Genomic DNA, 21013 nt, shown 5'->3' with positions numbered 1-21013 from the left:
TAAGGATTTGCCTTTGGTAAATCCCTTTTAAAAAATAATGTCCTAAATAAGTATTCCGAAAAAGCTGGAATTTATTTGAACAGAATGCCAATTTTAGCAACACACTTTTAAATTTTCGAAGATAAGCATCCATTTTCAAACAATCAAAAACATATTCTAATATAATGATAACAATTCAAAAAACACTTTATTACAAGTGTTTTTTTATATTACAAACTTCGAAAAAACTACGTCAATAAAATTTATCCTAATTTCATGTGCTATAATTGCATCTGCGTGTGAATGTTTTTTATTTTTTGAAAATTTCACTTACAGGCTTTTCTATATGGTCAAGTTATCTTGGCCGACATGTAGAATCTCTTTTACGCGGATTGACTGCAGTAAAACTAGATTTGGGAGGAATAGCCTTATGAAAGAAAGTGCAATCGTGTATTGTGAAGATAAATTTGGAACAATGGATGGAAAGACAGCCAATGGGCTGGTAAGAAGCTCAAGGAACTTTGAAATCGTTGGGGTTATTGACAGTACGAAGGCTGGGATGGATGCCGGTGAATTTCTATTTGGAAAGGAAAATGGTATTCCGATCTTCAAGGATCTTCATCATGCATTGGAATTGTTACAAAGGGTGCCTGATCAGTTTATATACGGAATAGCGCCATCTGAGGCATTTTTGAAAAAAGATGAAAGAAATCTTCTTTTTAATGCAATGGAACAGGGGATGAATATCGTTAATCCTCTTCACGAATTTTTTACAAATGATCAAGAATTTGTAGAGCTTTCTAAGAAGTTTAATGTCACGATAAACGACGTTAGGAAGCCTCCGGAAAAGAAAGACATGCATCTGTTTTCAGGTCGAATTCTAACGATTGATACGCCGATCATAGCGGTACTTGGTACAGATAGCGCCATCGGAAAACGAACAACATCTGTTTTGCTTGAAGATGCCTTAATCAAGCAGGGGTTAAATGTCGCCTTTATTGCAACAGGTCAGACAGGGTTGATCCAGGGGGCAAAATACGGTGTTGCCATTGATGCAATTCCCTCTCAATTTATGACAGGTGAAATTGAGAACCAGATCATGAAAGCGTGGGCAAATGAAAAACCAGATGTCATAATCGTTGAAGGACAGGGAGCCTTAAGTCACCCCGCATATATTAGTTCATGTGGAATTATAAGAGGGTCGAGACCAGGTGCCGTTATTGTACAGCATGCGCCAAAGCGGGAACATCTTGGTGATTTTAGCTATATGAAAATGCCGACGATCAAAAGTGAGATTGATCTGATCGAAAGCTTTGCGAATTCGAAGGTCATTGCTGTCACGATTAATCACGAAAATATGTCTGATGAGGAACTTGATCAGACAATTTCAAAATATGAAAAAGATCTTACACTCCCTACAACGGATGCCCTTAAATTTGGTTGTGATAAATTAGTATCAAGTATCTTTGAAGCCTACCCGGCCTTAAAAAGCAAACAGACTGTTACCACTCATTGACCACATCACATGCTCCGCGCATTGAAATAAATCTTGCAAAAATTGCCCATAACGCATCAACGTTAGTCGGCATTTATGGAGCTAAAAATATCGGGTTAATGGGAGTTACGAAGACGGTTTGCGGAGCACCTGAAATTGCTCAGGTCCTCTTAGACCAGGGAATTCCTACGCTCGCAGATTCAAAACTGATAAACCTTAAACGAATGCGGGAAGCAGGTATTAAGGCGAATTTTGTGTATTTGAGATCACCCGCCTTGAGTGAAGTTGATTTGGTCATTAAATATGCCGACATAAGCATCAATACTGAACTTGCTGTTATTACAAAATTATCTGAAGCGGCTTTAATAAGAGATCTTGTGCAGAAGATTATCCTTATGATCGAGATGGGTGATTTAAGAGAAGGGATCATGCCTGTAAACCTTGACTCTTTTATTCAAGAGGTTTTGACATTGCAGGGGGTTGAAATCGTAGGGATTGGTGTGAATTTCGCCTGTTTTGGAGGCGTCAAACCAGACAATCAGAAAATGAACGATTTATCTTTACTTGCTTCAATGATTGAAACAAAATTTTCTTTTCCACTTACATTCGTATCAGGCGGGAATTCAGCCAATTATCAGTGGTGTATGGGTGCTGCAGATGTTGGGAAGGTAAATAATTTACGTTTGGGAGAATCGATTTATTTGGGTCGAGAAACGTTAAATCGATTGGTGATTCCAGAGTTGTATACGGACGCATTTACTTTTGTGTCAGAAGTTATTGAGGCAAAAGTAAAACCTTCGATGCCATACGGAGATATAGGACAGAATGCTTTTGGAGAGGTTCCACAGTTTCAAGATCGCGGACTTATGAATCGCGTGATAGTTGGTGTGGGGAATCAAGACGTATTAGTAGCAGGTTTAACGCCGCTACTGGATATTGAAATTCTTGGGGCAAGCAGTGATCATACTGTGATTAATGCTAGAGATAGTAACTTGAGAGTTGGTGATGAAGTCACTTTCAATTTGAACTATGGTGCACTTCTTTCCATCATGACGTCTCCTTACGTATATAAAAAATACAGTTATATGATTTAAATAGAAACTTAGCATCTTCATAAAAGCCGCTCAGGAGCATTTACTCCTGAGCGGCTTTTGAAATTTACAACTCTTCTTGAACTGTCTTTTTTCTTCTAAAACGATAAAACACAAGATAGAGCATGGGTACCATAATCAGGGTTAGGATCGCTGAGAAAAGAATACCAGAAATAATTGTAACAGCAAGCGGTGTGAAGAGTGCATTTCCGCTTACGGCAACTGGAATAAGGGCAACGATTGAGGTAATGGCTGTAAGCAGAATAGGGCGTACGCGACCGGATTCGATCACCGCTTCTTTTACATCCATGCCTTTTTTCAATGATTGCTCAATGAATTCAATTAACACAACCGAGTTCCGGACTACGATACCGGTGAGTGAGACCATTCCCATGACACCAAGGAAACTGATCGGTGTTTGTGTGACAAACAGTCCAAGGATAGCACCTGCGATTGCCAGGTATACCGCAATAAGTACAAGGAACGGTAGTGAAAGTGAGTTGAATTGAAATGCTATTAACAGATATACAAGGAAGATAACGATGGTGAACAGAACTGTAATTTCTGCGAAGAAGTCACTTTGTGCTTCATTTTCTCCACCGAGTGTAATGCTGTAATCAGCGTCAAGTTGATCGCGCTGTTCTTCAACGATTTCTTTTACATTAGCTTCATAGTTCTCTTCATTTTCAGGGAAGGCACGAATGGTGATCGCACGCTCTCCATCAATGTGGGGGATCTTTTGAAGCTTTTCATTTCGTTCCTTTGTGACAAGCTTATCAAGTGAGATGAGCTCAGGTGGTTCACTATTTGTTGTAGCTGGAAACTCGAGATTTGAAAGATCGACTTCATCTTCTGCTCCCCCAAGAACAATGTTCATGTCTCGTTTGATGACACCATTATCAAATGCTTTTAATGGAATGCCTTCGGTTGCGAGTCGTATTTGCTGGCTTATCTGGTTAACCGTGATGCCGTTTTCCTCAAGTGCATCACGATCTGGCACATACTCAAGAGATGGTTCGAAATCACCAATATTATCAACGACAAGGTCGGTTTCCAGCGCTTCGATTTCAGTTGTTAAGGTTTCTCGCAATTCGATCAGTTTATCAATTTCAGGACCTGAAATTGTAACCGTCACAGGTGCTCCAACTGGGGGTCCCTGTTGAATGGTTTCCATAAAAATCTCTGCATCTGGATATTCATTACGAAGCTTATCTGTCCAGTCGTCAATTAGCCCCTGAGTTGTCTGATTTTCTCGATTAACCCGCGCCACTACCTGACCCGTGTTTTCACCTGTACTCTTCAATGAGCTGTTAAATAAACCAGGTGTTCCAGTCCCTGTAAAGACGCTTGTTTCATAGACACCGTCATCACTTTGCAACATTTCTTCGATGTCTTGAAGGGCTACGTGCGTTTCTTCTATTGGTGTTCCAATCGGTAGAGTGACGTCTACCGTTACTTCCTCCTTATCAGCTGCCGGGAAGAATTCGAACGGTGTTAGGACAACTAATCCAAAGATTGCCGTTGTGAATAGAAGACCAATGGTTGAGACGAGAACAGGTTTCGTTGAAAACTTTTTTAGTAAGCGGTCAGCGTAAACATCTGCAAGCTTATTTAACGGTTTGCCTAGAAGACCTGGCGCATCTGACGTTGGCTTCTTCGTTCTGCGGCTAATAAAGTATCTTAGAATCGGTACAAAAACAAGCGCCACGAGTGTGGAGGCGATAATGGTTGTAATCAGAACAGTAGGCAAGGCGCGAATAAAGGCTCCATTTCCTCCCGATAAAAAGATAAGCGGCAGGAAGGTGAAGACGATCGCAAGAGAAGAGGTTATGATTGATCCCCAGATCTCTTTAACACCGTTTACGGCTCCTATTAATCCTTTATCCCCGAGCTTGTATCTGCGCTGGATGTTGTCATTGATAACGATGGAGTCATCCACGATAATCCCGAGTGCAATGATTAAGCCGATTATTGAAATTTGGTTAAGGTCTACATCTGCAAACGGAAGTGGAATGAATCCCATCAGGACAGAAATTGGCACGGCAAGCGCCACTACAAGCGCTCCTGATCCAGATAGTCCCAATGAGGTTGCGACAATAACGGCAATAACTGAAATCGCTAGTGATAGAAACAATCCATTAAAGATATTGGTTACGATGGAGGCCTGTGAGTAGTAAGGCTCAAGTTCTATTTCAGACGGTAAACCCTCTGCAAGCTCATCCACTTTTTGGCTAACTCGTTCATCAACTGTTGGGATGTCCTGACCTGATTTTACGTAGGCTGTAAAGGAAATGGAAGGCTTTCCTTCAAATGTAATAATGTCTTCAAGCTCTTTAGGACTCACCTTTACTGTGGCGATATCCCTCAAGAAGACGGATTCATCAGCCGTGTTTTTCCCAATAAATAGCTCTTCCATCTGGTCAAGAGAGTCGAAGTTTTCCACTGACAATTGGACAACTTCATCGTCCATTTCCTGTTTGCCAAGAGGTGTTGGGTAATATTCATTGTTGATTGCGCTCTGAACATCAGTAACATTCAAGCCAGATTCTTTAAGGTTGTCTTGATTTAGCTCAATAATAATTTGTTCCTCAGGTAATCCTTTGATGGTTACACCCGAAACGCCTGCAAGTTCTGAGACTTCATCTTTCCAGCGATTTAATTCTTCCTGCAAGGAAAGTAGGTTATCTCTGTTTTCACTTGTGAGGTGATAGGAAACGATCGGCATTTTGGCAGTTGATTCGTTTACTTCAGGATCAAATGCTTCCTCTGGGAAGGAAGTGGACGCATCTGAAACAGCCTGGCGTACGTCGCTAAAGACATCTTTCTTGCTTTCTCCTTCTGCTACCTCTACAACGATCGTAGAGAAGCCGGCTGCTGAGGAAGAAGTTACCTCCGCAATGCCATCGATTGAACTGAGCGATGACTCGATTGGGTTTGTAATCGATCGTTCAACGGTATCGACGGTAGCCCCTGGATATACGGTGTTCACCGTTCTGATATTAACGGTTGTTTCTGGAATTTCGCGCTGTGGGAGTTGAATAAATGTAAATGCTCCAACAATAATGAACAAAAGAATAAGGATCATGAAAATCTTGGAGCGTTGTAGAATCCATTTCAGCATGATATGCCTCCTTTGATGGGCATCGACTGTATGGTCAATATGAATTTTGTAACACCCTTTATTTACTGTTATATATAGAGTTTTACTAGTTGACTCATTAGTCATTTTACCTTGATGATGATAGATGTCAAGATTCGGATATGCTTTAAAAGTCATCTAAAAGGGAATAGATATGATAAACTATTTTTTGGTTGGGACGGATGAAGATGTAGAGGTGAAGATAGTGGATAAACGGAAAGCTATATTAGAAGCTGCGGTAGAGCTTATTGCAGATAAAGGGTACACTCACACATCGATGCAGCAAATTGCAGATAGTGTAGGGATTTCGAAAGGATCCCTTTATTCATTTTTTCCATCGAAGGAAGATTTGATTATTTCGATTTATGAGCATTATCAGCAGCTTGTCTTCGAACGGGCTTTTGTTGTTGGTTTGGATGGGAACATTCCTGCAGATGATCGTTTTGCTAAGCAGTTTCAGGTGCAGTTCGAGGGGATTATCGAATACAAATCTTATATGAAAATGCATATGCGAGGCGAGTCGGCACAGAGTAGCGAGAAGCTCGAAGCAATGGGACATCGGATGAGAGGAAGGCTGTTCAGTTGGCTTGAACATAACCTTCTTGAGTTATATGGAGACAAGATTACGCCATATAAATGGGATTTAATGTGGATGACACAGTCGATTTATACTTCATACATGGGGCTGATGATTTCATCTGAAACCGAGCTACAGCCACGAGAGCTTGGAAGGCATATTGTAAGACAGATTGATCTTCTCGCATGCGACTTTCTTGATGGTAAGAGCAAGCCTTTACTGGATGACGAGATGATGCGTCCATTTTCAGTAGGGATGGATCGTGAAGGTGCTTTTACATCATTTGAGAAGAGAGAAAGTGCGTGGAGAGCACTTTACGAGAAGATTCATTCGCTTTCGAATGCACAGTATTATCTTAACGTTACGGATCGCATCTCAGAAGAATCCAGGAATTCGAAGCCGGATGAGCTTGTGATGAGAGGGTTATTGCATCTGTTGAAGGAAGCGGATCAGTTGAAGGAGGAAGTGGTGGCTTTAGAGAAAGAGCTTTTAAGTGATGAGGAGGGGGGTCAGACACGTGTCTGACCCCTTCTTTTTTTCTCTTAACTAAAGCGACTATGGATAAAAATCGTGTGAAAGAGAAATCTAATTAAGCAAGTAAATTCTCTTTAGAACAAGAAGGTGACTGGATGATTGAAATTTTAATTGCGCTTATTCCTGCGATTATGTGGGGAAGTATTCTCCTTGTGAGTACAAAGTTAGGTGGAGAGCCATATAACCAGGTGGTTGGAACGACATTAGGTGCTCTGATTTTCTCTGTTGTAGTGTATTTTTTTACTACCCCAGAATTTACAACAACAGCGCTTATTGTGAGTTTTGTTTCCGGTTTGTTGTGGTCGGTTGGGCAAATGAATCAATTTAAAGCTGTGACTTTTCTTGGTGTATCTAAAACGCTTCCAATCTCTACAGGACTTCAGCTTGTTGGAACTTCATTATTCGGTGTTATTGCATTCGGAGAATGGTCCTCAACGACTAAATTAATTATTGGGATTTCAGCACTTCTCCTTATTGTGGCAGGTGTCATTTTCACTTCTTATGAAAAATCTGAGAAGAACAAATCAGAAGGAAAGAGCGACTTAGCTAAAGGGTTCACTATCCTATTAATTTCCACAGCAGGTTATGTGGGATACGTCGTGATCATCAGATGGTTCACAATTGACGGTTGGACAGCTATTCTTCCTCAGGCTGTCGGAATGGTTGTTGGTGCACTCCTCTTGAGTATTCGCCACAAACCGTTTAATAAATATACAATTCGAAACGTCATACCAGGATTGATGTGGGCGACTGGAAACCTGGCACTGCTCATTTCAATTCCTAGAGTTGGTACAGCTACAAGCTTTTCACTTTCCCAAACTGGTATTATCATATCTACACTTGGAGGTATATTCCTTTTAGGTGAGAAAAAAACAAAGAAGCAACTTATTTTTGTGATTATTGGTTCCATTCTCATTATCATTGGCGGCGTTATGCTTGGTTTCACGAAAAAATAAGGAGGTTAGTGGTGTGGTGTATAAAGAATTGCAAGATAAAGTCGCAATTGTTACAGGTGCAGCTTCAGGTCTTGGTAAAGCGATTGCACTTCGATTTGGTAAAGAAGGTATGAAGGTTGTAGTGAATTATTTAAGTAAAGAAAAAGAAGCAGCTGAGGTTGTAAAAGAAATTCAGAATAGTGGTGGAGAAGGCATTGCTGTTCAGGCAGATGTTTCGAAGGAAGAAGATGTTGAACGGTTAATCTCTTCTGCCCATCAAGAGTTCGGTACGTTAGATGTGATGATGAATAATGCCGGGGTTCAAAAGGAAATACCTTCTCATGAGATGACACTGGAAGATTGGAATAAGGTAATTGCCGTTAATCTCTCTGGAACGTTTCTTGGCTCGACGAAAGCTATTGCGTACATGCTAGACAATGGGATTAAAGGTTCGATTATTAATATGTCTAGCGTTCATGAGATTGTACCATGGCCTCACTTTGTGCACTATGCTTCAAGTAAAGGGGGCATGAAGATGCTAACCCAGACGCTCGCACTTGAGTATGCCCCACATGGAATACGTGTCAATAACATTGGTCCAGGGGCTATTAATACGCCTATTAATGCTGAGAAATTTTCAGATCCGAAGACAAAAGAAGACGTCCTGTCAATGATCCCAATGAAAGAAATCGGGGAACCCGAGCAAATTGCATCGATTGCAGCTTTTTTAGCATCAAATGAAGCAAGTTACGTTACCGGAATCACATTATTTGCTGACGGAGGGATGAAGCTCTATCCAGCTTTTCAGGCTGGTAGGGGTTGAAGTAAAAAAAAAGGGGGGGGTCAGACACGTGTCTGACCCCTAACGTTGTAACTTTTATCCACTTCACCTCGTCTAAGTTCTTAAATGCTGATATTAATGGGATGGGGGACATTCTATGATACCGAAAAAGGTTGTATTAATGCTCTGTGGAAACTTCCTCTTGTTAGGAATATCGGGATGTGCCGGGATGGAGGGCAAGAATTCAAATTCCGCAGGTACTGACTCTGGTGAAGAGACGGTTGTGGAAGAAGAACCTGTTTCAGGAAAAGAAGAGAATTTATCAGGACAGATAGAAATGCTGGCAAACGATGAGAAAATCATTGAAATGTTGAAGTCTTCAGGTGTAATAGGAGAGGACGCAAGTCAGGAAGAAATTAAGCAAGCCTTAGAAGAATACCTGAAAGGGAAGGCTGAAGATAACCAGGTAAAAGACAAATCTAACAAACAATATATTAAGAAGTTAAAGGAGGATATTAAGAAAGATCTCCAAAGAGAGACCCCTTAATCTCTTCTTCAAAGTATGGCTTAACAAAGGCTCAGGTGCTTACCTGGGCCTTTTTTCTAATTAAATTGAATTTAATATCAAAACAAGGTTGGTTGGGAGGTTATGATTGTTTATACCTACAAATTTCGCAAGAAGATTGTCTGTTTATTAGTAAAAAGAGACTATCTTTACGGAAAACCTTGGATTTTGAGACTTTTGTATCATTCTAACTTTTCAGAAAAAAGTTTATAGTAAGTTTATTGTAAAGGTATTGTAAAAAAATATTAGGGGGCGTGAGAAGTTGAAGGGGAAAAACGTATTATCGATGGCAATGATTGCTGCTTTAACGATAGGTGCATTCACGGCACCTGCCGCAAGTAGTACAGTAAGTGCAGACACGACTTCAGTGAAGCAAGAAGTGAAGGAAGAAACAGTACATAAGCAAGGACCGTTTGACTTAGCGGTAGCAAATGAAGAGAAACTGATTGAAATGTTAAAAGAGAGTGGGGAAATTCCAGAAGCTGCTTCAGCAAAAGAAGCAGAACAAGCGCTGGAAGAATTTTTGAAAGAAAAATCCGAATCACTTAAAGAAAAGGAAGCAAACGGGGAGTTAGAAGATGAAAAGCTTGAGCTTGAAGCTGACATCAAAGATAAACTGAAAAACGATAATGGAAATAAAGCAAATGATAAGGCGAGAAAAGGTGTAAAGAAGCTTGATACGGTCGTTGAGGAAGACTATGAAGGAGATGTCCGTTCTGATAACGTCCTTGTCCTTCTAGTAGAATTCCCGGACTTTCCACATAACAGTATTCAACCAGATGAATCGGATATGTATTATGCTGATTATGTTAAAGAACACTATGAAGATATGATTTTTGGCGATAATGGATATGAAGGTCCGAATGGCGAGAATCTAATATCTATGAAACAATTCTATGAACAACAATCAAATGGAGCTTATACAGTCGATGGTACTGTTGCTGGATGGTATATGGCTTCTAAAAATGCTGCTGAATATGGCGGGAATTATCCTACTGAAAATGATAGCGACGTCAATGCACGCGGTTTAGTAAAAGAGGCGCTGACTGCCGCAGGAGCTGATCCTTCGGTAAATCTAGCTGATTATGATCAGGAAGATCGCTATGATCTTGATGGCGATGGTAATTTCCGTGAAGCAGATGGCCTAATTGATCACTTGATGGTTGTTCACTCTGCTGTTGGTGAAGAAGCTGGTGGAGGTCAACTTGGAACTGACGCGATCTGGTCCCATCGTTGGAACCTTGGAAACATCTTCCCCATTGCAGGATCTCCTGAACCAGAAGTGGATTACTGGGGAGTAGGTTCCATGTATGCATATGACTACACGATCGAGCCTGCTGACGGTGCGGCTGGTGTGTTTGCCCATGAATATGGACACGACTTAGGTCTTCCTGATGAATATGACACACAATATTCTGGTAAAGGTGAAGCGGTATCGTACTGGTCAATCATGGCAAGCGGCAGCTGGGCAGGAGCGGTTCCGGGAACAGAGCCAACTGGTTTTAGTGCATGGTCTAAAGAATTTCTGCAGGCTGCGCATGGAGGAAACTGGTTAAAGTACGATGAATTCGATTTAGAAGATATTGATAAAAAAGGTTTTGAAGTTTATTTGGATCAGGCCAATACGAAAGGGACTAATCTCGATGCCCTTCGAATCAACCTTCCAGATAAAGAAACTGAAATTAACAAGCCATTTAGCGGAGAGTATGAGTACTTTAGTGGAAGTGCAAATGATTTAGATAATTCAGCTGTATTTAATGTCGATCTTACAAATGCTACGGCTGGAGAACTAACGTTTAAAACCTGGTATGACATTGAGTTGGACTGGGATTATGGATCTGTTCAGGTAAGTGAAGAGGGAGAAAACTGGACAGCTATTCCGGGGAACATTACAACGGAAAAGGATCCACATGATAACAACCCTGGTTACGGAATTACGGGTAAATCCGATGGATGGGTTGATGGAACATTTGATTTGAGTGCATATGCAGGTAAAGATGTGCAGGTGAAAATCAACTACTGGACAGACGGTGCTGCTATTAACTCTGGTTTCTATGTTGATGACATTCGTGTAACCGCTGGTGGAGACGAATTGCTTTTTGATGATGCAGAAGGAGATCCTAAAGTTGATTTGCAAGGATTTACGAAAGACGATGGTGTTAAAGTATCTGAGCATTATTACTTGCTTGAATGGAGAAACCATCAAGGTGTTGATAAAGGTTTAGATCACATTCGCCGAGGAGCAAGTCTGATGTCATTTGATCCGGGCCTAGTTGTCTGGTATGCAGATAATAAATATTCGGATAACTGGACCGGAATTCACCCGGGAGAGGGTTATCTTGGCGTAGTGGATGCTGATCAGAAAGAATTATTCTGGAGTGACGGAACGGTGGCTCAAACACGTTACCAAATTCACGATGCAGCATTTAGTCTGCGTAAAGGTGAGAAAATGTTCATTGATTACCGTGATATCACTGGTCTCACAATGAAAGATAACCACAGAAACGTCGCGAAGGTATTCGACGATAGTAAGAGCTATCTGAACGAAGCAATTCCAGATGCAGGACGTAATGTTCCTAATTATGGTTTGGAATTCAAGGTAACGGGTGAAGCTTCAGATCGTTCTGTTGGCCGCGTTTTGATAACGAAAGATTAATACAGGTAAGGGGCGCCGATTATAGGCGCTCCTTACTTATCTTTCTGATTAACATCTGTCCTTTTCGCTAGACAATTTCCTTTAACGAATGGTTAAACTTATTTAATAGTTGTTCAAATGTCTGGCACTCTTCTTCGGACCATTCGTTTAAAAGGGTTGTAATGATATCCATTCTAGTTTGTTTATACTGAAGTAATTCTTTTGTTCCTAATTCCGTGATTTGATAGAAGTAGGATCGGCCATCGCGTGGATCTGCGATTTTCGTAACGAACCCTTTCTTCTCCAGGGCTGCAGCTTGCCTACTGACTGTTGAATTATTCAAATACAATTCATTCGCTAACACTTTTACGCCAATCGAAGTATGAAGAGAGATTTGATGTAACAAAAGATATTCCGAACGTTCAAGGTTTCCTTCTTTATCTTTTTTATTAGGAGTAGCTAAATTGATATAGCGAATCAAAAACGATAATTCAAGATGGATGTTTTCAATTGAGTGGTTGTCCATTCCAGTTTCACCTCATTATTTGCAATATGAATATGATAACTTGTCGTATTCAGATGTCAACTATCCAAAGCTGAGTCGTATAGTTGCATTATACAACTAAATAATTCTGTGTTAAAATAATTGCATTATACAACTATTAATAATCAGTTGGTCTATACTTTAAAGGAGATGTCGTCATGGCGTTTTATAAAATATGTAAACATTGTATGGGCAAGGGGCATGTACCGTTAAAAATATTTTTTCTGAAAAAGAAATGCCCTACATGCAAAGGAGAAGGAAAGGTTCATGGGGGCAGACACGTGTCTGACCCCATGAAGAATTTAGATTGACTCAGTGGTGCACCCCACGGTTTATGATGAATGGGGAGGTAAACATGTACAAGATAAGTGAATTTGTTCAGTTAACAGGATTGAGTAAAGAGACGCTGCGCTATTACGCAGAAGTGAACTTATTGGAGCCGGCTTTTACTGATCCGAAAAACAAATACCGGTATTACGATGATGGTAGTTATTTTCTAGCGTTGTTATTAGTGAAACTTCGACGATTTGGGTTTACGATACAGGAAATGAGATCTGTAATGGAGGACGAATCGTTCGAGCATTTAGAAGATTTACTGTGCGAGAAACGAGCTAATATACTTGTGCAAATCGAAGACCTTCGTCTTCAAATAACTGAAATTGATGAATTTCTGGAATCTGGCAGGGAGGAAAATGAATGATTAGTTGGAAAGAGGAGAAAGTGATTAAAGCTCCTATTGAAACAGTGTGGTGTTTGTTCTTGTGTGTGTGTAAATGAGAATATTAAAACAATCATGCCTAAGGTTGAAGAACATGTATTAATTGAGAAGAAAGAAAATGAAGTTGGAGCTAAACATCGTCAAACCTATCGTGAAGGTAAACGGTTAGAGACTTATACAGTAGAAACCCTGGCCTATGAAGATAATAAGGATAGCAAGGTGAAAAGAATAAGCTTTGTATTAGGGAAAGCCTTTGAAATCACACTGGGCTTCACTCTAGAAAAGCTAGATAAGAACAGCACGAAATTTGTTTATGAAGGGCAAAACAAAGGTGTTAATTTCGTTGGCAGAGCCATGCTCAAGCTAAGCAGACCGAAGGATCAGATGAATGTGGTGCAGGAGTTTATGGAACGAGTGGAAAAGGAAGCGTTAAAGAGGGGTCAGACACGTGTCTGACCCCTCCTCTCTTTTCCTTACTCAAAATAACTGTTTACTAAAGAATCAAGCGTTTCTACAGTTTTCTGATCAAGAGCCTGATCTTCCCTCAGTGAACAAAGCACACTTTCAATCAGGAATTTTCGTGATTTTTTCGAATGCAGGAGTTCATCCTGCACAAAATCCAAGCGCTCAATCGATTCTGAATAATTTTCTTTAGGTTGTAGCTTATCTTTCAGAGAACCAATCGTTTTGAGAAGGTTTGCCTGGAAGGTCTGGTCACTACGCATGCCTTCAGGAAACCAGTTTTCCATCTGTTCTGGTTTGTTTAATTGAACACCTGAAGCAGAGGCATCTTCTACAATCTTCACCATTCGCTCTACGCTATATCGAACTACTGGATAGATATCTGCGCTTGAACCGTTTGAGACCGAATAATATTTTACATTATGATGCAGGATACCTAGGAACATAATGGAAGCATCGAGTAAATATGGGCGCTTCTCCTCACCGAAGAGTTCGAGAAAACGATTGAACACCCACTGAAGCATCCTCTTTTGTCCATCTTTAAGAAATTGTTTTAAATCCTCATCATTAGAGACAAATACTTCCTCAAAAAGCGTAACCAGCTTATTTTTCTTATTCGTGTTCATCTGAAATTCGATTTGTTTAATAAAGATAGCAAGGTTAGAGGGATCCTGGCCAATGAGCAATTCATCTCTGCTGTTTTCCATAGATTCATAAAGCGCCTTAAAGAGCGCGATTAATAGCTCATTCTTTGATGAAAAATAATTATAGAACGTCCCTTTCGAAATGCCACTATAATCCAAAATATCCTGAATCGAAGTTCCTTGAAATCCTCTATCGATAAAAAGCTCATGAGCCATCTTAATGACATGTTGTTTTCGATCATGCATTGTATCACCTTTGGTTTTTGTATTATAAATGAGTGGGGATTCTATTTTGTACTGCCGGTATAAAGTTGATCATACCTTATTTTATTTATGGAAACAAATGCTTTCAAATTGGCAATAAATAATGATTGCAAAAATTATACTCATGGTATATGATATTAGAGATTTGAACCTGCGGTATAATTTATTGAACTAAAGGTATATGGGGGAAAAACAATGAGTGAAACAATAAAAGAAACGCCTCGTCCAAAGTACGGTATTCTGGCGATTCTTATCATCGGAGCATTTATAGCCTTTTTAAATAATACGTTGCTGAACATAGCCTTACCATCAATTATGGCAGATTTAGAAATAGAGACAGCAACGGTCCAGTGGTTAACTACAGGATTTATGCTCGTAAACGGAATAATGATTCCGGCTACGGCCTTTCTCATAGAAAAATATTCTGTGCGAAGACTATTTCTTGTCGCAATGGGCTTATTCACCGCTGGTACAGTTGTAGCGGGAATGGCTGATGTGTTCCCTGTATTGCTAAGTGGGCGAATGCTTCAGGCTTCTGGATCGGCGATTATGATGCCGCTGCTAATGAACGTGATGTTGATTAGCTTTCCAATTGAAAAGAGAGGAGCGGCAATGGGTGTGTTTGGATTGATTCTCATGGCTGCACCGGCAATTGGGCCGACGCTATCGGGCTGGATTATTGAACATTATGATTGGAGAATGCTTTTCCATTTCGTAACACCAATCGCGATTACAATATTCTTACTTGGATTCTTCCTATTAAAGGATAAAAAAGATAAGGTAAATATTCGTCTTGATGTATTTTCATTAATCCTTTCTAGTGCCGGTTTTGGTGGAATTCTATACGGATTCAGCTCGGCTGGAACTAAAGGATGGGATAGCCCAGAGGTTTACTTGACGATTGGAATCGGAGTCATTTCGCTAACTACATTCATTTTCCGCCAATCAAAACAGGCACACCCGATGCTGAATTTTACAATCTTTAAGTACCCGATGTTCGCTTTATCATCCTCGATTACAATGGTACTAAACATGGCGATGTTCTCCGGGATGCTGCTGTTACCGATCTACGTTCAAACCATTCGCGGCATTTCGCCACTTGATGCCGGATTGATGATGCTTCCAGGAGCGCTTGTGATGGCTTTCATGTCACCGATTACTGGACGTTTGTTTGATAAAATTGGTGGACGTATCCTGGCGACTACAGGTCTTGCGATCACAGTGGTCACAACGTATCTTTTCAGTACATTGTCAATGGATACTACGTATAACTACATTATGATTCTTCATGCAGTTCGGATGTTCGGAATGTCTATGGTCATGATGCCAGTATCGACGAACGGATTAAATCAGTTGCCAGCTCGCTTCTATCCACACGGTACAGCAATGAACAATACGCTCAACCAGGTGGCTGGTGCGATTGGTACAGCATTGCTTGTGACAATCATGTCGAATAGAACCGAGTCCGTTGCAGCTAACCTTGCAAAAGATGCGACCAGCAGCGGGGCAGTAGCTGCTGCTGCTCAGCAACAAATTGCTATGCAGGCGATGCTTGAAGGAATCAACTTTGCTTTCTTTATCGCTACATTCATCGCAGCGATTGCTTTTGTGCTCGCGTTCTTCATTAAGCGTGCGGGTCAAGAAGTGCCAGTTAAGGATCCAATTGTGAAAGAATCGAAGCCAGTTGATCTTGTAACGAATTCATAGAGGTCGCAAAGAGAGGGGTGGGGGCAGACACGTGTCTGACCCCCACTTTATTTTTTATTCTTTTACTCACAATAAAATTTAATTAAAGAAGGAAATCTGTTATGTCTATCTAATTAAATACAAGAGATGATTTTATATTTGATTATTAAAGGTGTTGTTATATAATGTTAAAGTCTATATACGAAGAAGAGACATTAAATTGTTTTGGAGGGGTGTCGTTATGGAATATACTTTTAAATTAAAAAAATATTTCGAGGAAAATAACCAAAAATTTCAAAGAACTCTATTATCAGAGGCAGGAAATGTAAAGAACAAAATCGATGAAATTCTCCAAATTGGTAATATTGATCTTGTCAATAACGCCAAAAAATTAGTTGTTTACATTATAGATGGTGAAGATGAAGAACTTAAAGCGTTTGCGAAACGAGAGGGGATAGCCTGGGCTACCCACTCCATAGCATTGTCATTTAAATTGGAGTGGGTACAAGCTATTCGCAGAACCTTATGGGTTTTTATAGAAAAGTTTTATGAAGAAAAAGATGAAGAAAGAATTAGAGATTTTTTTCAGCTAGAACAAGAAATAAATAATAGAGTAGACGAATTTCTAAATTCTTTTTTTATTAGTTATTCAACATATAAGGATTCATTGATAAAGGTTCAAAGAGAGTTGGTTGAAAATCTATCGGTTCCAATTATTCCAATCGATCCAACTATTTGCATATTGCCTTTAATTGGTTCTATCGATTCACATCGATCTGAGATCCTCAAAGAGAAAGTTTTGACTGAGGTAGCAGATTTACGAATTCAAACATTGATTATGGATTTATCTGGAATTGCAACTATGGAAAGGGATATTATTTTTGACTTAATGAAGATTATAGATGGTATTTCACTGATGGGATGTATAACTGTTATTACAGGATTAAGAAAAGAAATTGTTACAGAGATGACCGATTCAGGTATCATGTTTAACCCACAAACAGCAACATTAGGAACTTTACAACAAGCACTAAGTGAATACTTTGCAAGATCATAAAGGATATGAGTAATGAAAATTATTTAAGGTGAAAAGGAGCAACACAACAGAAAGCTTACAAAGGATAAGTGAACAGTTTAACTGAAATATTCCTTACACACCGATTGTACAGGTTCTTACATGTTGGGGCATAATGCAATGCCCCAACATAACTAAATACTGAACCTAAGTTCATCATTTTTTAAACAAGATCCTGTGTTCCAAACCCTGTAATTTTAAAATTTACATCAACGTGTATGGGTACCTCACTAAACAAAGTGTTCCATTTGTCTTTATTCTTTTTCCAATAGGAAGGGTGGTTAATTCTAACCCACGTCCCGAGGTCGAGGAAGTCCAGCTTAAAGTCATTTTGAGCAATGTCAATGACCTGTTCCATGGACTCGCTCACGATTTCTTCCGCATCCTTCTTCATCGCGTCATCCCATCCTTTCTTGAAAACATTCCGCTCCATATTCCAGTCTTCAGCAAGCTTGAGTGAGCCATTTACATTGATGTTAATAGTTAATTGGTCTCCTTTAAGGACGGGTTCGATCTTTGTTTTAGCCTCATTGATTTCAAGAACAACCTGGTCTTCAGGTGAGTGTTCGCGATCTATTGTAACGAGGCCACCCTTTACCGTATCTTTAATCCACTTCAAACCACCCACTTCTTCAGGTTCAAGCCAACCTGCCAGTTTATAATCTTCACTTGAAATAATAGCCGCTCCTAATAAGCGAACGCGGTTTTGGTTGATCCCAATTTCAGGAATGACGAAACTTGATCGATCAGAAATGTGTTCAGAAAGATCGCCGAACGTTAAGTTGTCTTGAACATGGAGACTTCGATCAATGTTTTGAGTGAGTTCTTTAATTTGAACAGCTGGAAACATTTCTTTTGTAGGTTCAACATTCATTATGGTGGCGACGTTCTCTTTTGTAATAAAAACTGGGACTGTTCGCCTAAATTCATGATCTCTTAAGAAAAAGCTGATGATTTTGTGCGCAGGTTCCTGCTTAAGAATTTTGTCTGAGATAACCAGGGATTTTAAATGCGTAAAGTTTGGTGGTCGATCTGTTTCTAACGAATTTTCACGGATAATTTCAAAAAAGTTTTTACCATTAAGCGTTAGGTTCTGATAAGGGTTGCTCAGTGCACCACCTGACTGCATGCCTGGAATGTTATTTGGAACAACGTACTGGTTGGTCATTGAGAACGGCTCCTCTCCGCCTTTATAATCAAGCCCAACACCGATGATCATGCCAAGGTCTTCAATTTCATTACTATCCCAGCAGGCAGTTAGCACGATTAGGATACAAACGAGCAGTGATAGAAGTTTTCGATTCATCTCCGTTCTACCCCCTTAATTAAACTAACGACTAGTAAAATGAGAGGTACGCCAATCAGGGCTGCATAAGATAGGTAATTTAAGTATTTAGCTGAATCAAATAGCTCCGTTACTCCTTCTGGTTGTAAGGAAAGAGCAAAAATGACGAATCCTACAGCAGCGTTCATAAAAATGTTTTTTTTACAATTAAACGTTCTGCATAAACCTAAAAAAGCGCTGTAATAATACGCTGATACCGTCGTGAAGATTGTAATAATCCAACCGAAGAGAAAAACCAGTTCAAACCGTTCAAAGAAAAATCCCTTGAATTCGAGCGATTTGGCCATTTCGATTGTGGGGAAAGTAATCACTTTTAGCTCTTGGATGCTCAAGATCCCAATGTTCAGGATGAAGAATAGAATGTAGATCACACAAACCGATCCTATAGAAATACCAAGCGTCCAATTCATTGATTTCCATTTAGTCATGGATTGGTAGCTTGACAGAATCATGATGAGTTCATACCCTACGAAGGAGAAAAAGGTCGAATTAACCCCTTTCAAAATTGCAAAGTGATCAAACTCGAAAATTGGAAGTAAATGAGTTGGTTCAATGTTCTTTATGCTTAGAACAGTTAAGAGAAAGAACATCAACAGGATAATCGGGAAATACAGTTGAAAGAAAAATATGATATTCGTTAAGCCACAAGAGACAAGATACATGCTTGCGAGAATCAGGGTGAGAATGACGATGTATTTAGGCGTATTATTCAAAAGATAATAGTTCACAATTTCCGCCGATGTGCGAATTACATAAGCTGAGATAGCAATCGCATAAGCCACAAAAACAATACTAAATGCTTTTCCGAGCCATTTACCGATAATACGCGGAGCAAAGTCAAAGAGATTTAGATCGGGATAGCGCTTCACAAGCAAAAAAATGAGAACTCCATTTAAGAAAGCGATGGCAGCACCTGGTATAATACTTAGCCACATGTTTGGTTGTCCGACGATACTAGCCGTTTCTCTTGGCAGGGTTACGATTCCAACGCCAATCATTGTAGAAATGAGGAAGACAATAATTGGGAGGATAGAAGGCTGTTTTTCACCCATTATTTTGTTCCGTCCTTACTTTGACGAAATGGGAAGCGAATGATGGAATCTTTCCACCGTTTCACATAATAAGGACCAAAGGGTTCCAGGTAAGGTACGGTAAAACTTCGCAATTTAACCAGGTGGGTCGTGACAATGAAAATCGTAATTAACATGCCGTAAATGCCAAGTGTAGCTGCACCTAATAATATGAAGAACCGAATGGTTCTTAATGCCAGACTTAGCTCATAATTGGCAACCGTGAAGGAGCAAATGGCTGTAAAGGATATGACCATGACCATCATTGGACTAACAATACCGGAACTTACTGCTGTTTCACCGATAACAATGGCACCGACAATACTTACGGTAGAGCCAATAGGCTTTGGTAGTCTTACACCTGCCTGGCGGAGAATTTCGATCGTGAATTCCATCAAAAATGCCTCGATAACAGATGGGAATGGAACACCCTCCCTTGTTTTGGAAAGAGAGATGGCAAGCCCCGTAGGAATGAGGCCATGATGAAAGGAAACAAACGAAATATACGTTGCGGGTAGTAGGACAGAAATGAGTGCTGTTACAAAGCTAAGTATTCTGAGAAATGAAGCAGGAATCCACTTGAAGTAATAGTCATCCTGAACTTGCAACAGCATGTTAAGCGTTGTTGGTGCGATAAGGGCGGTTGGAGATCCATCGGTTAGAATGGAAACTCTTCCTTCCATTAAGGCGTTAGCAACCTTGGTTGGGTGCTGAGTAATTGTTAGTTCAGGGAATACAGACAGATGATTTCGCTCTAATAACTGCTCCAATACACCTGCATCGCCGATGTATTCTGCTTTAACTAGAGAAATGCGTTCTTTGATTTCTTCAATTAATTCCACATTTGCTTTCCCTTTTATATAAGCAACGAAGAGATGAGTTGATACCTCTGTTCCTACTGTGAACTTTTCAAATAATAAATCCTTTGTTTTCAAGTGCATGCGTAATAACGCTTTATTATCGTCTATTGCTTCAATAAACCCGTCTCTAGGACCGCTTATTGTTGGTTCGTTAACAGGCTCTTCAGGTTTGCGCTTAATAAATTGCGCTGTATTCAGTGCATGGACGTCCTGTTTGCTTTCCTTCGTTACAAGAATAATCGTGTACCCGTCTATAAGAAACGTGCTGATGGCGTCAGGATCTTTAATCGAATGGATTGTTTCCAACGGCAAAAGCTCTGGAATTGTGGATTTACTCAAGGCCTCTGTCTGTTCTTTAAATGATAGCAAGGGAGTAATAATTGCTTTTTGGATCACGGTTTTATCCGTGATGTTTTCTAAGAACAGAAGGGAGACGTTGTAAGAACCTAGTTGCAAGGATTTATGTTGAAGATCGTTGCTATTATGAAAATCAGCTTTTATTTTATCTTTTATATTAAAAGTTTCTTCTTTTTTTCTTCTTCTAATCTTCATGTTTGCACCACTCCGAATGTCAGCTAATCCTTATTATTCACAATGATTGATCATCTATCCCA

At 39.9% G+C, this 21013-nt stretch carries 17 protein-coding genes; 11 read left to right on the top strand and 6 right to left on the bottom strand.

Annotation, left to right across the window (positions count from 1 at the left end):
• Positions 1-409 precede the first annotated feature (409 nt).
• Complete coding sequence (locus tag ABFG93_RS05120; RefSeq protein ID WP_347551195.1) at positions 410-1495, top strand: DUF1611 domain-containing protein; 1086 nt, start codon at positions 410-412, stop codon at positions 1493-1495.
• On the top strand, positions 1492-2568 hold the full coding sequence (locus tag ABFG93_RS05115; protein ID WP_347551193.1) for an alanine/ornithine racemase family PLP-dependent enzyme: 1077 nt from the start codon (positions 1492-1494) through the stop codon (positions 2566-2568). The genes ABFG93_RS05120 and ABFG93_RS05115 overlap by 4 nt, the downstream gene beginning before the upstream one ends.
• Positions 2569-2632: 64 nt before the next feature.
• Here ABFG93_RS05115 and ABFG93_RS05110 read toward each other — a convergent pair whose 3' ends face one another.
• The gene (locus ABFG93_RS05110) at positions 2633-5686 is read right to left on the bottom strand and encodes an efflux RND transporter permease subunit (protein WP_347551191.1); all 3054 of its coding nucleotides are present in this window, start codon (positions 5684-5686) and stop codon (positions 2633-2635) included.
• Between the two features lie 172 nt (positions 5687-5858).
• Here ABFG93_RS05110 and ABFG93_RS05105 point away from each other — a divergent pair, with 172 nt between their 5' ends.
• The 5 genes from ABFG93_RS05105 (at position 5859) to ABFG93_RS05085 (ending at position 11752) form a co-directional block, all read left to right on the top strand.
• The gene (locus tag ABFG93_RS05105) at positions 5859-6806 is read left to right on the top strand and encodes a TetR/AcrR family transcriptional regulator (RefSeq protein WP_347551189.1); all 948 of its coding nucleotides are present in this window, start codon (positions 5859-5861) and stop codon (positions 6804-6806) included.
• A gap of 107 nt (positions 6807-6913) precedes the next feature.
• Entirely contained in the window at positions 6914-7771 is an 858-nt protein-coding gene (locus ABFG93_RS05100; protein WP_347552762.1) for a GRP family sugar transporter, read from the top strand.
• Between the two features lie 16 nt (positions 7772-7787).
• Positions 7788-8573: a glucose-1-dehydrogenase gene (locus ABFG93_RS05095; protein WP_347552761.1), complete on the top strand. Its 786-nt coding sequence runs from the start codon at positions 7788-7790 to the stop codon at positions 8571-8573.
• 115 nt (positions 8574-8688) lie between these two features.
• On the top strand, positions 8689-9078 hold the full coding sequence (locus ABFG93_RS05090) for a hypothetical protein (RefSeq protein ID WP_347551188.1): 390 nt from the start codon (positions 8689-8691) through the stop codon (positions 9076-9078).
• Between the two features lie 280 nt (positions 9079-9358).
• A complete protein-coding gene (locus ABFG93_RS05085) occupies positions 9359-11752 on the top strand; it encodes an immune inhibitor A domain-containing protein (protein ID WP_431522051.1) in 2394 nt (797 codons plus the stop codon).
• Positions 11753-11819: 67 nt separating this feature from the next.
• Here ABFG93_RS05085 and ABFG93_RS05080 read toward each other — a convergent pair whose 3' ends face one another.
• Positions 11820-12257 carry a MarR family winged helix-turn-helix transcriptional regulator gene (locus tag ABFG93_RS05080; protein ID WP_347551186.1) on the bottom strand — a complete coding sequence of 146 codons (438 nt, stop codon included), beginning with the start codon at positions 12255-12257 and terminating at the stop codon, positions 11820-11822.
• Positions 12258-12630: 373 nt separating this feature from the next.
• Between ABFG93_RS05080 and ABFG93_RS05075 the strand changes: the two genes are divergently transcribed.
• Together ABFG93_RS05075 and ABFG93_RS05070 are read left to right on the top strand one after the other, a co-directional pair.
• Positions 12631-12975, top strand: a complete 345-nt coding sequence (locus ABFG93_RS05075) for a MerR family transcriptional regulator (RefSeq protein ID WP_347551185.1) — start codon at positions 12631-12633, stop codon at positions 12973-12975.
• Between the two features lie 93 nt (positions 12976-13068).
• A complete protein-coding gene (locus ABFG93_RS05070; RefSeq protein WP_347551183.1) occupies positions 13069-13449 on the top strand; it encodes an SRPBCC family protein in 381 nt (126 codons plus the stop codon).
• Between the two features lie 17 nt (positions 13450-13466).
• Here ABFG93_RS05070 and ABFG93_RS05065 read toward each other — a convergent pair whose 3' ends face one another.
• Entirely contained in the window at positions 13467-14345 is an 879-nt protein-coding gene (locus ABFG93_RS05065) for a TetR/AcrR family transcriptional regulator (protein ID WP_347551181.1), read from the bottom strand.
• Between the two features lie 213 nt (positions 14346-14558).
• Between ABFG93_RS05065 and ABFG93_RS05060 the strand changes: the two genes are divergently transcribed.
• Both ABFG93_RS05060 and ABFG93_RS05055 read left to right on the top strand, forming a co-directional pair.
• Positions 14559-16070, top strand: a complete 1512-nt coding sequence (locus tag ABFG93_RS05060) for a DHA2 family efflux MFS transporter permease subunit (protein WP_347551179.1) — start codon at positions 14559-14561, stop codon at positions 16068-16070.
• 220 nt (positions 16071-16290) lie between these two features.
• Positions 16291-17106: an STAS domain-containing protein gene (locus ABFG93_RS05055; protein ID WP_347551178.1), complete on the top strand. Its 816-nt coding sequence runs from the start codon at positions 16291-16293 to the stop codon at positions 17104-17106.
• Positions 17107-17287: 181 nt separating this feature from the next.
• Here ABFG93_RS05055 and ABFG93_RS05050 read toward each other — a convergent pair whose 3' ends face one another.
• From ABFG93_RS05050 to ABFG93_RS05040, 3 genes are read right to left on the bottom strand one after another with little or no spacing between them, the layout of a single operon-like run.
• Positions 17288-18430 (bottom strand): Ger(x)C family spore germination protein, encoded by a 1143-nt coding sequence (locus ABFG93_RS05050; RefSeq protein ID WP_347551176.1) that lies wholly within the window; start codon positions 18428-18430, stop codon positions 17288-17290.
• Complete coding sequence (locus ABFG93_RS05045; protein ID WP_347551174.1) at positions 18427-19521, bottom strand: GerAB/ArcD/ProY family transporter; 1095 nt, start codon at positions 19519-19521, stop codon at positions 18427-18429. The genes ABFG93_RS05050 and ABFG93_RS05045 overlap by 4 nt, the downstream gene beginning before the upstream one ends.
• On the bottom strand, positions 19521-20951 hold the full coding sequence (locus tag ABFG93_RS05040; RefSeq protein WP_347551173.1) for a spore germination protein: 1431 nt from the start codon (positions 20949-20951) through the stop codon (positions 19521-19523). Before ABFG93_RS05040 ends, ABFG93_RS05045 begins: the two co-directional genes overlap by 1 nt.
• Between the last annotated feature and the right edge of the window lie 62 nt (positions 20952-21013).

The sequence above is a fragment of the Pseudalkalibacillus hwajinpoensis genome (genome assembly GCF_039851965.1).
GTDB classification, from domain to species: domain Bacteria; phylum Bacillota; class Bacilli; order Bacillales; family Guptibacillaceae; genus Guptibacillus; species Guptibacillus hwajinpoensis_E.
The sequence above is the reverse complement of the archived record's forward strand: the minus strand, read 5'-3'. Positions and strand labels throughout refer to the sequence as shown.

Bases quoted from the DNA above. Each gene is read 5' to 3' on its own strand.
- ABFG93_RS05065 (WP_347551181.1), bottom strand. From the start codon at position 14,345: ATGCATGATCGAAAACAACATGTCATTAAGATGGCTCATGAGCTTTTT.
- ABFG93_RS05080 (WP_347551186.1), bottom strand. From the start codon at position 12,257: ATGGACAACCACTCAATTGAAAACATCCATCTTGAATTATCGTTTTTG.
- ABFG93_RS05050 (WP_347551176.1), bottom strand. From the start codon at position 18,430: ATGAATCGAAAACTTCTATCACTGCTCGTTTGTATCCTAATCGTGCTA.
- ABFG93_RS05055 (WP_347551178.1), top strand. From the start codon at position 16,291: ATGGAATATACTTTTAAATTAAAAAAATATTTCGAGGAAAATAACCAA.
- ABFG93_RS05040 (WP_347551173.1), bottom strand. From the start codon at position 20,951: ATGAAGATTAGAAGAAGAAAAAAAGAAGAAACTTTTAATATAAAAGAT.
- ABFG93_RS05120 (WP_347551195.1), top strand. From the start codon at position 410: ATGAAAGAAAGTGCAATCGTGTATTGTGAAGATAAATTTGGAACAATG.
- ABFG93_RS05105 (WP_347551189.1), top strand. From the start codon at position 5,859: ATGATAAACTATTTTTTGGTTGGGACGGATGAAGATGTAGAGGTGAAG.
- ABFG93_RS05090 (WP_347551188.1), top strand. From the start codon at position 8,689: ATGATACCGAAAAAGGTTGTATTAATGCTCTGTGGAAACTTCCTCTTG.
- ABFG93_RS05070 (WP_347551183.1), top strand. From the start codon at position 13,069: ATGCCTAAGGTTGAAGAACATGTATTAATTGAGAAGAAAGAAAATGAA.
- ABFG93_RS05075 (WP_347551185.1), top strand. From the start codon at position 12,631: ATGTACAAGATAAGTGAATTTGTTCAGTTAACAGGATTGAGTAAAGAG.
- ABFG93_RS05060 (WP_347551179.1), top strand. From the start codon at position 14,559: ATGAGTGAAACAATAAAAGAAACGCCTCGTCCAAAGTACGGTATTCTG.
- ABFG93_RS05045 (WP_347551174.1), bottom strand. From the start codon at position 19,521: ATGGGTGAAAAACAGCCTTCTATCCTCCCAATTATTGTCTTCCTCATT.
- ABFG93_RS05110 (WP_347551191.1), bottom strand. From the start codon at position 5,686: ATGCTGAAATGGATTCTACAACGCTCCAAGATTTTCATGATCCTTATT.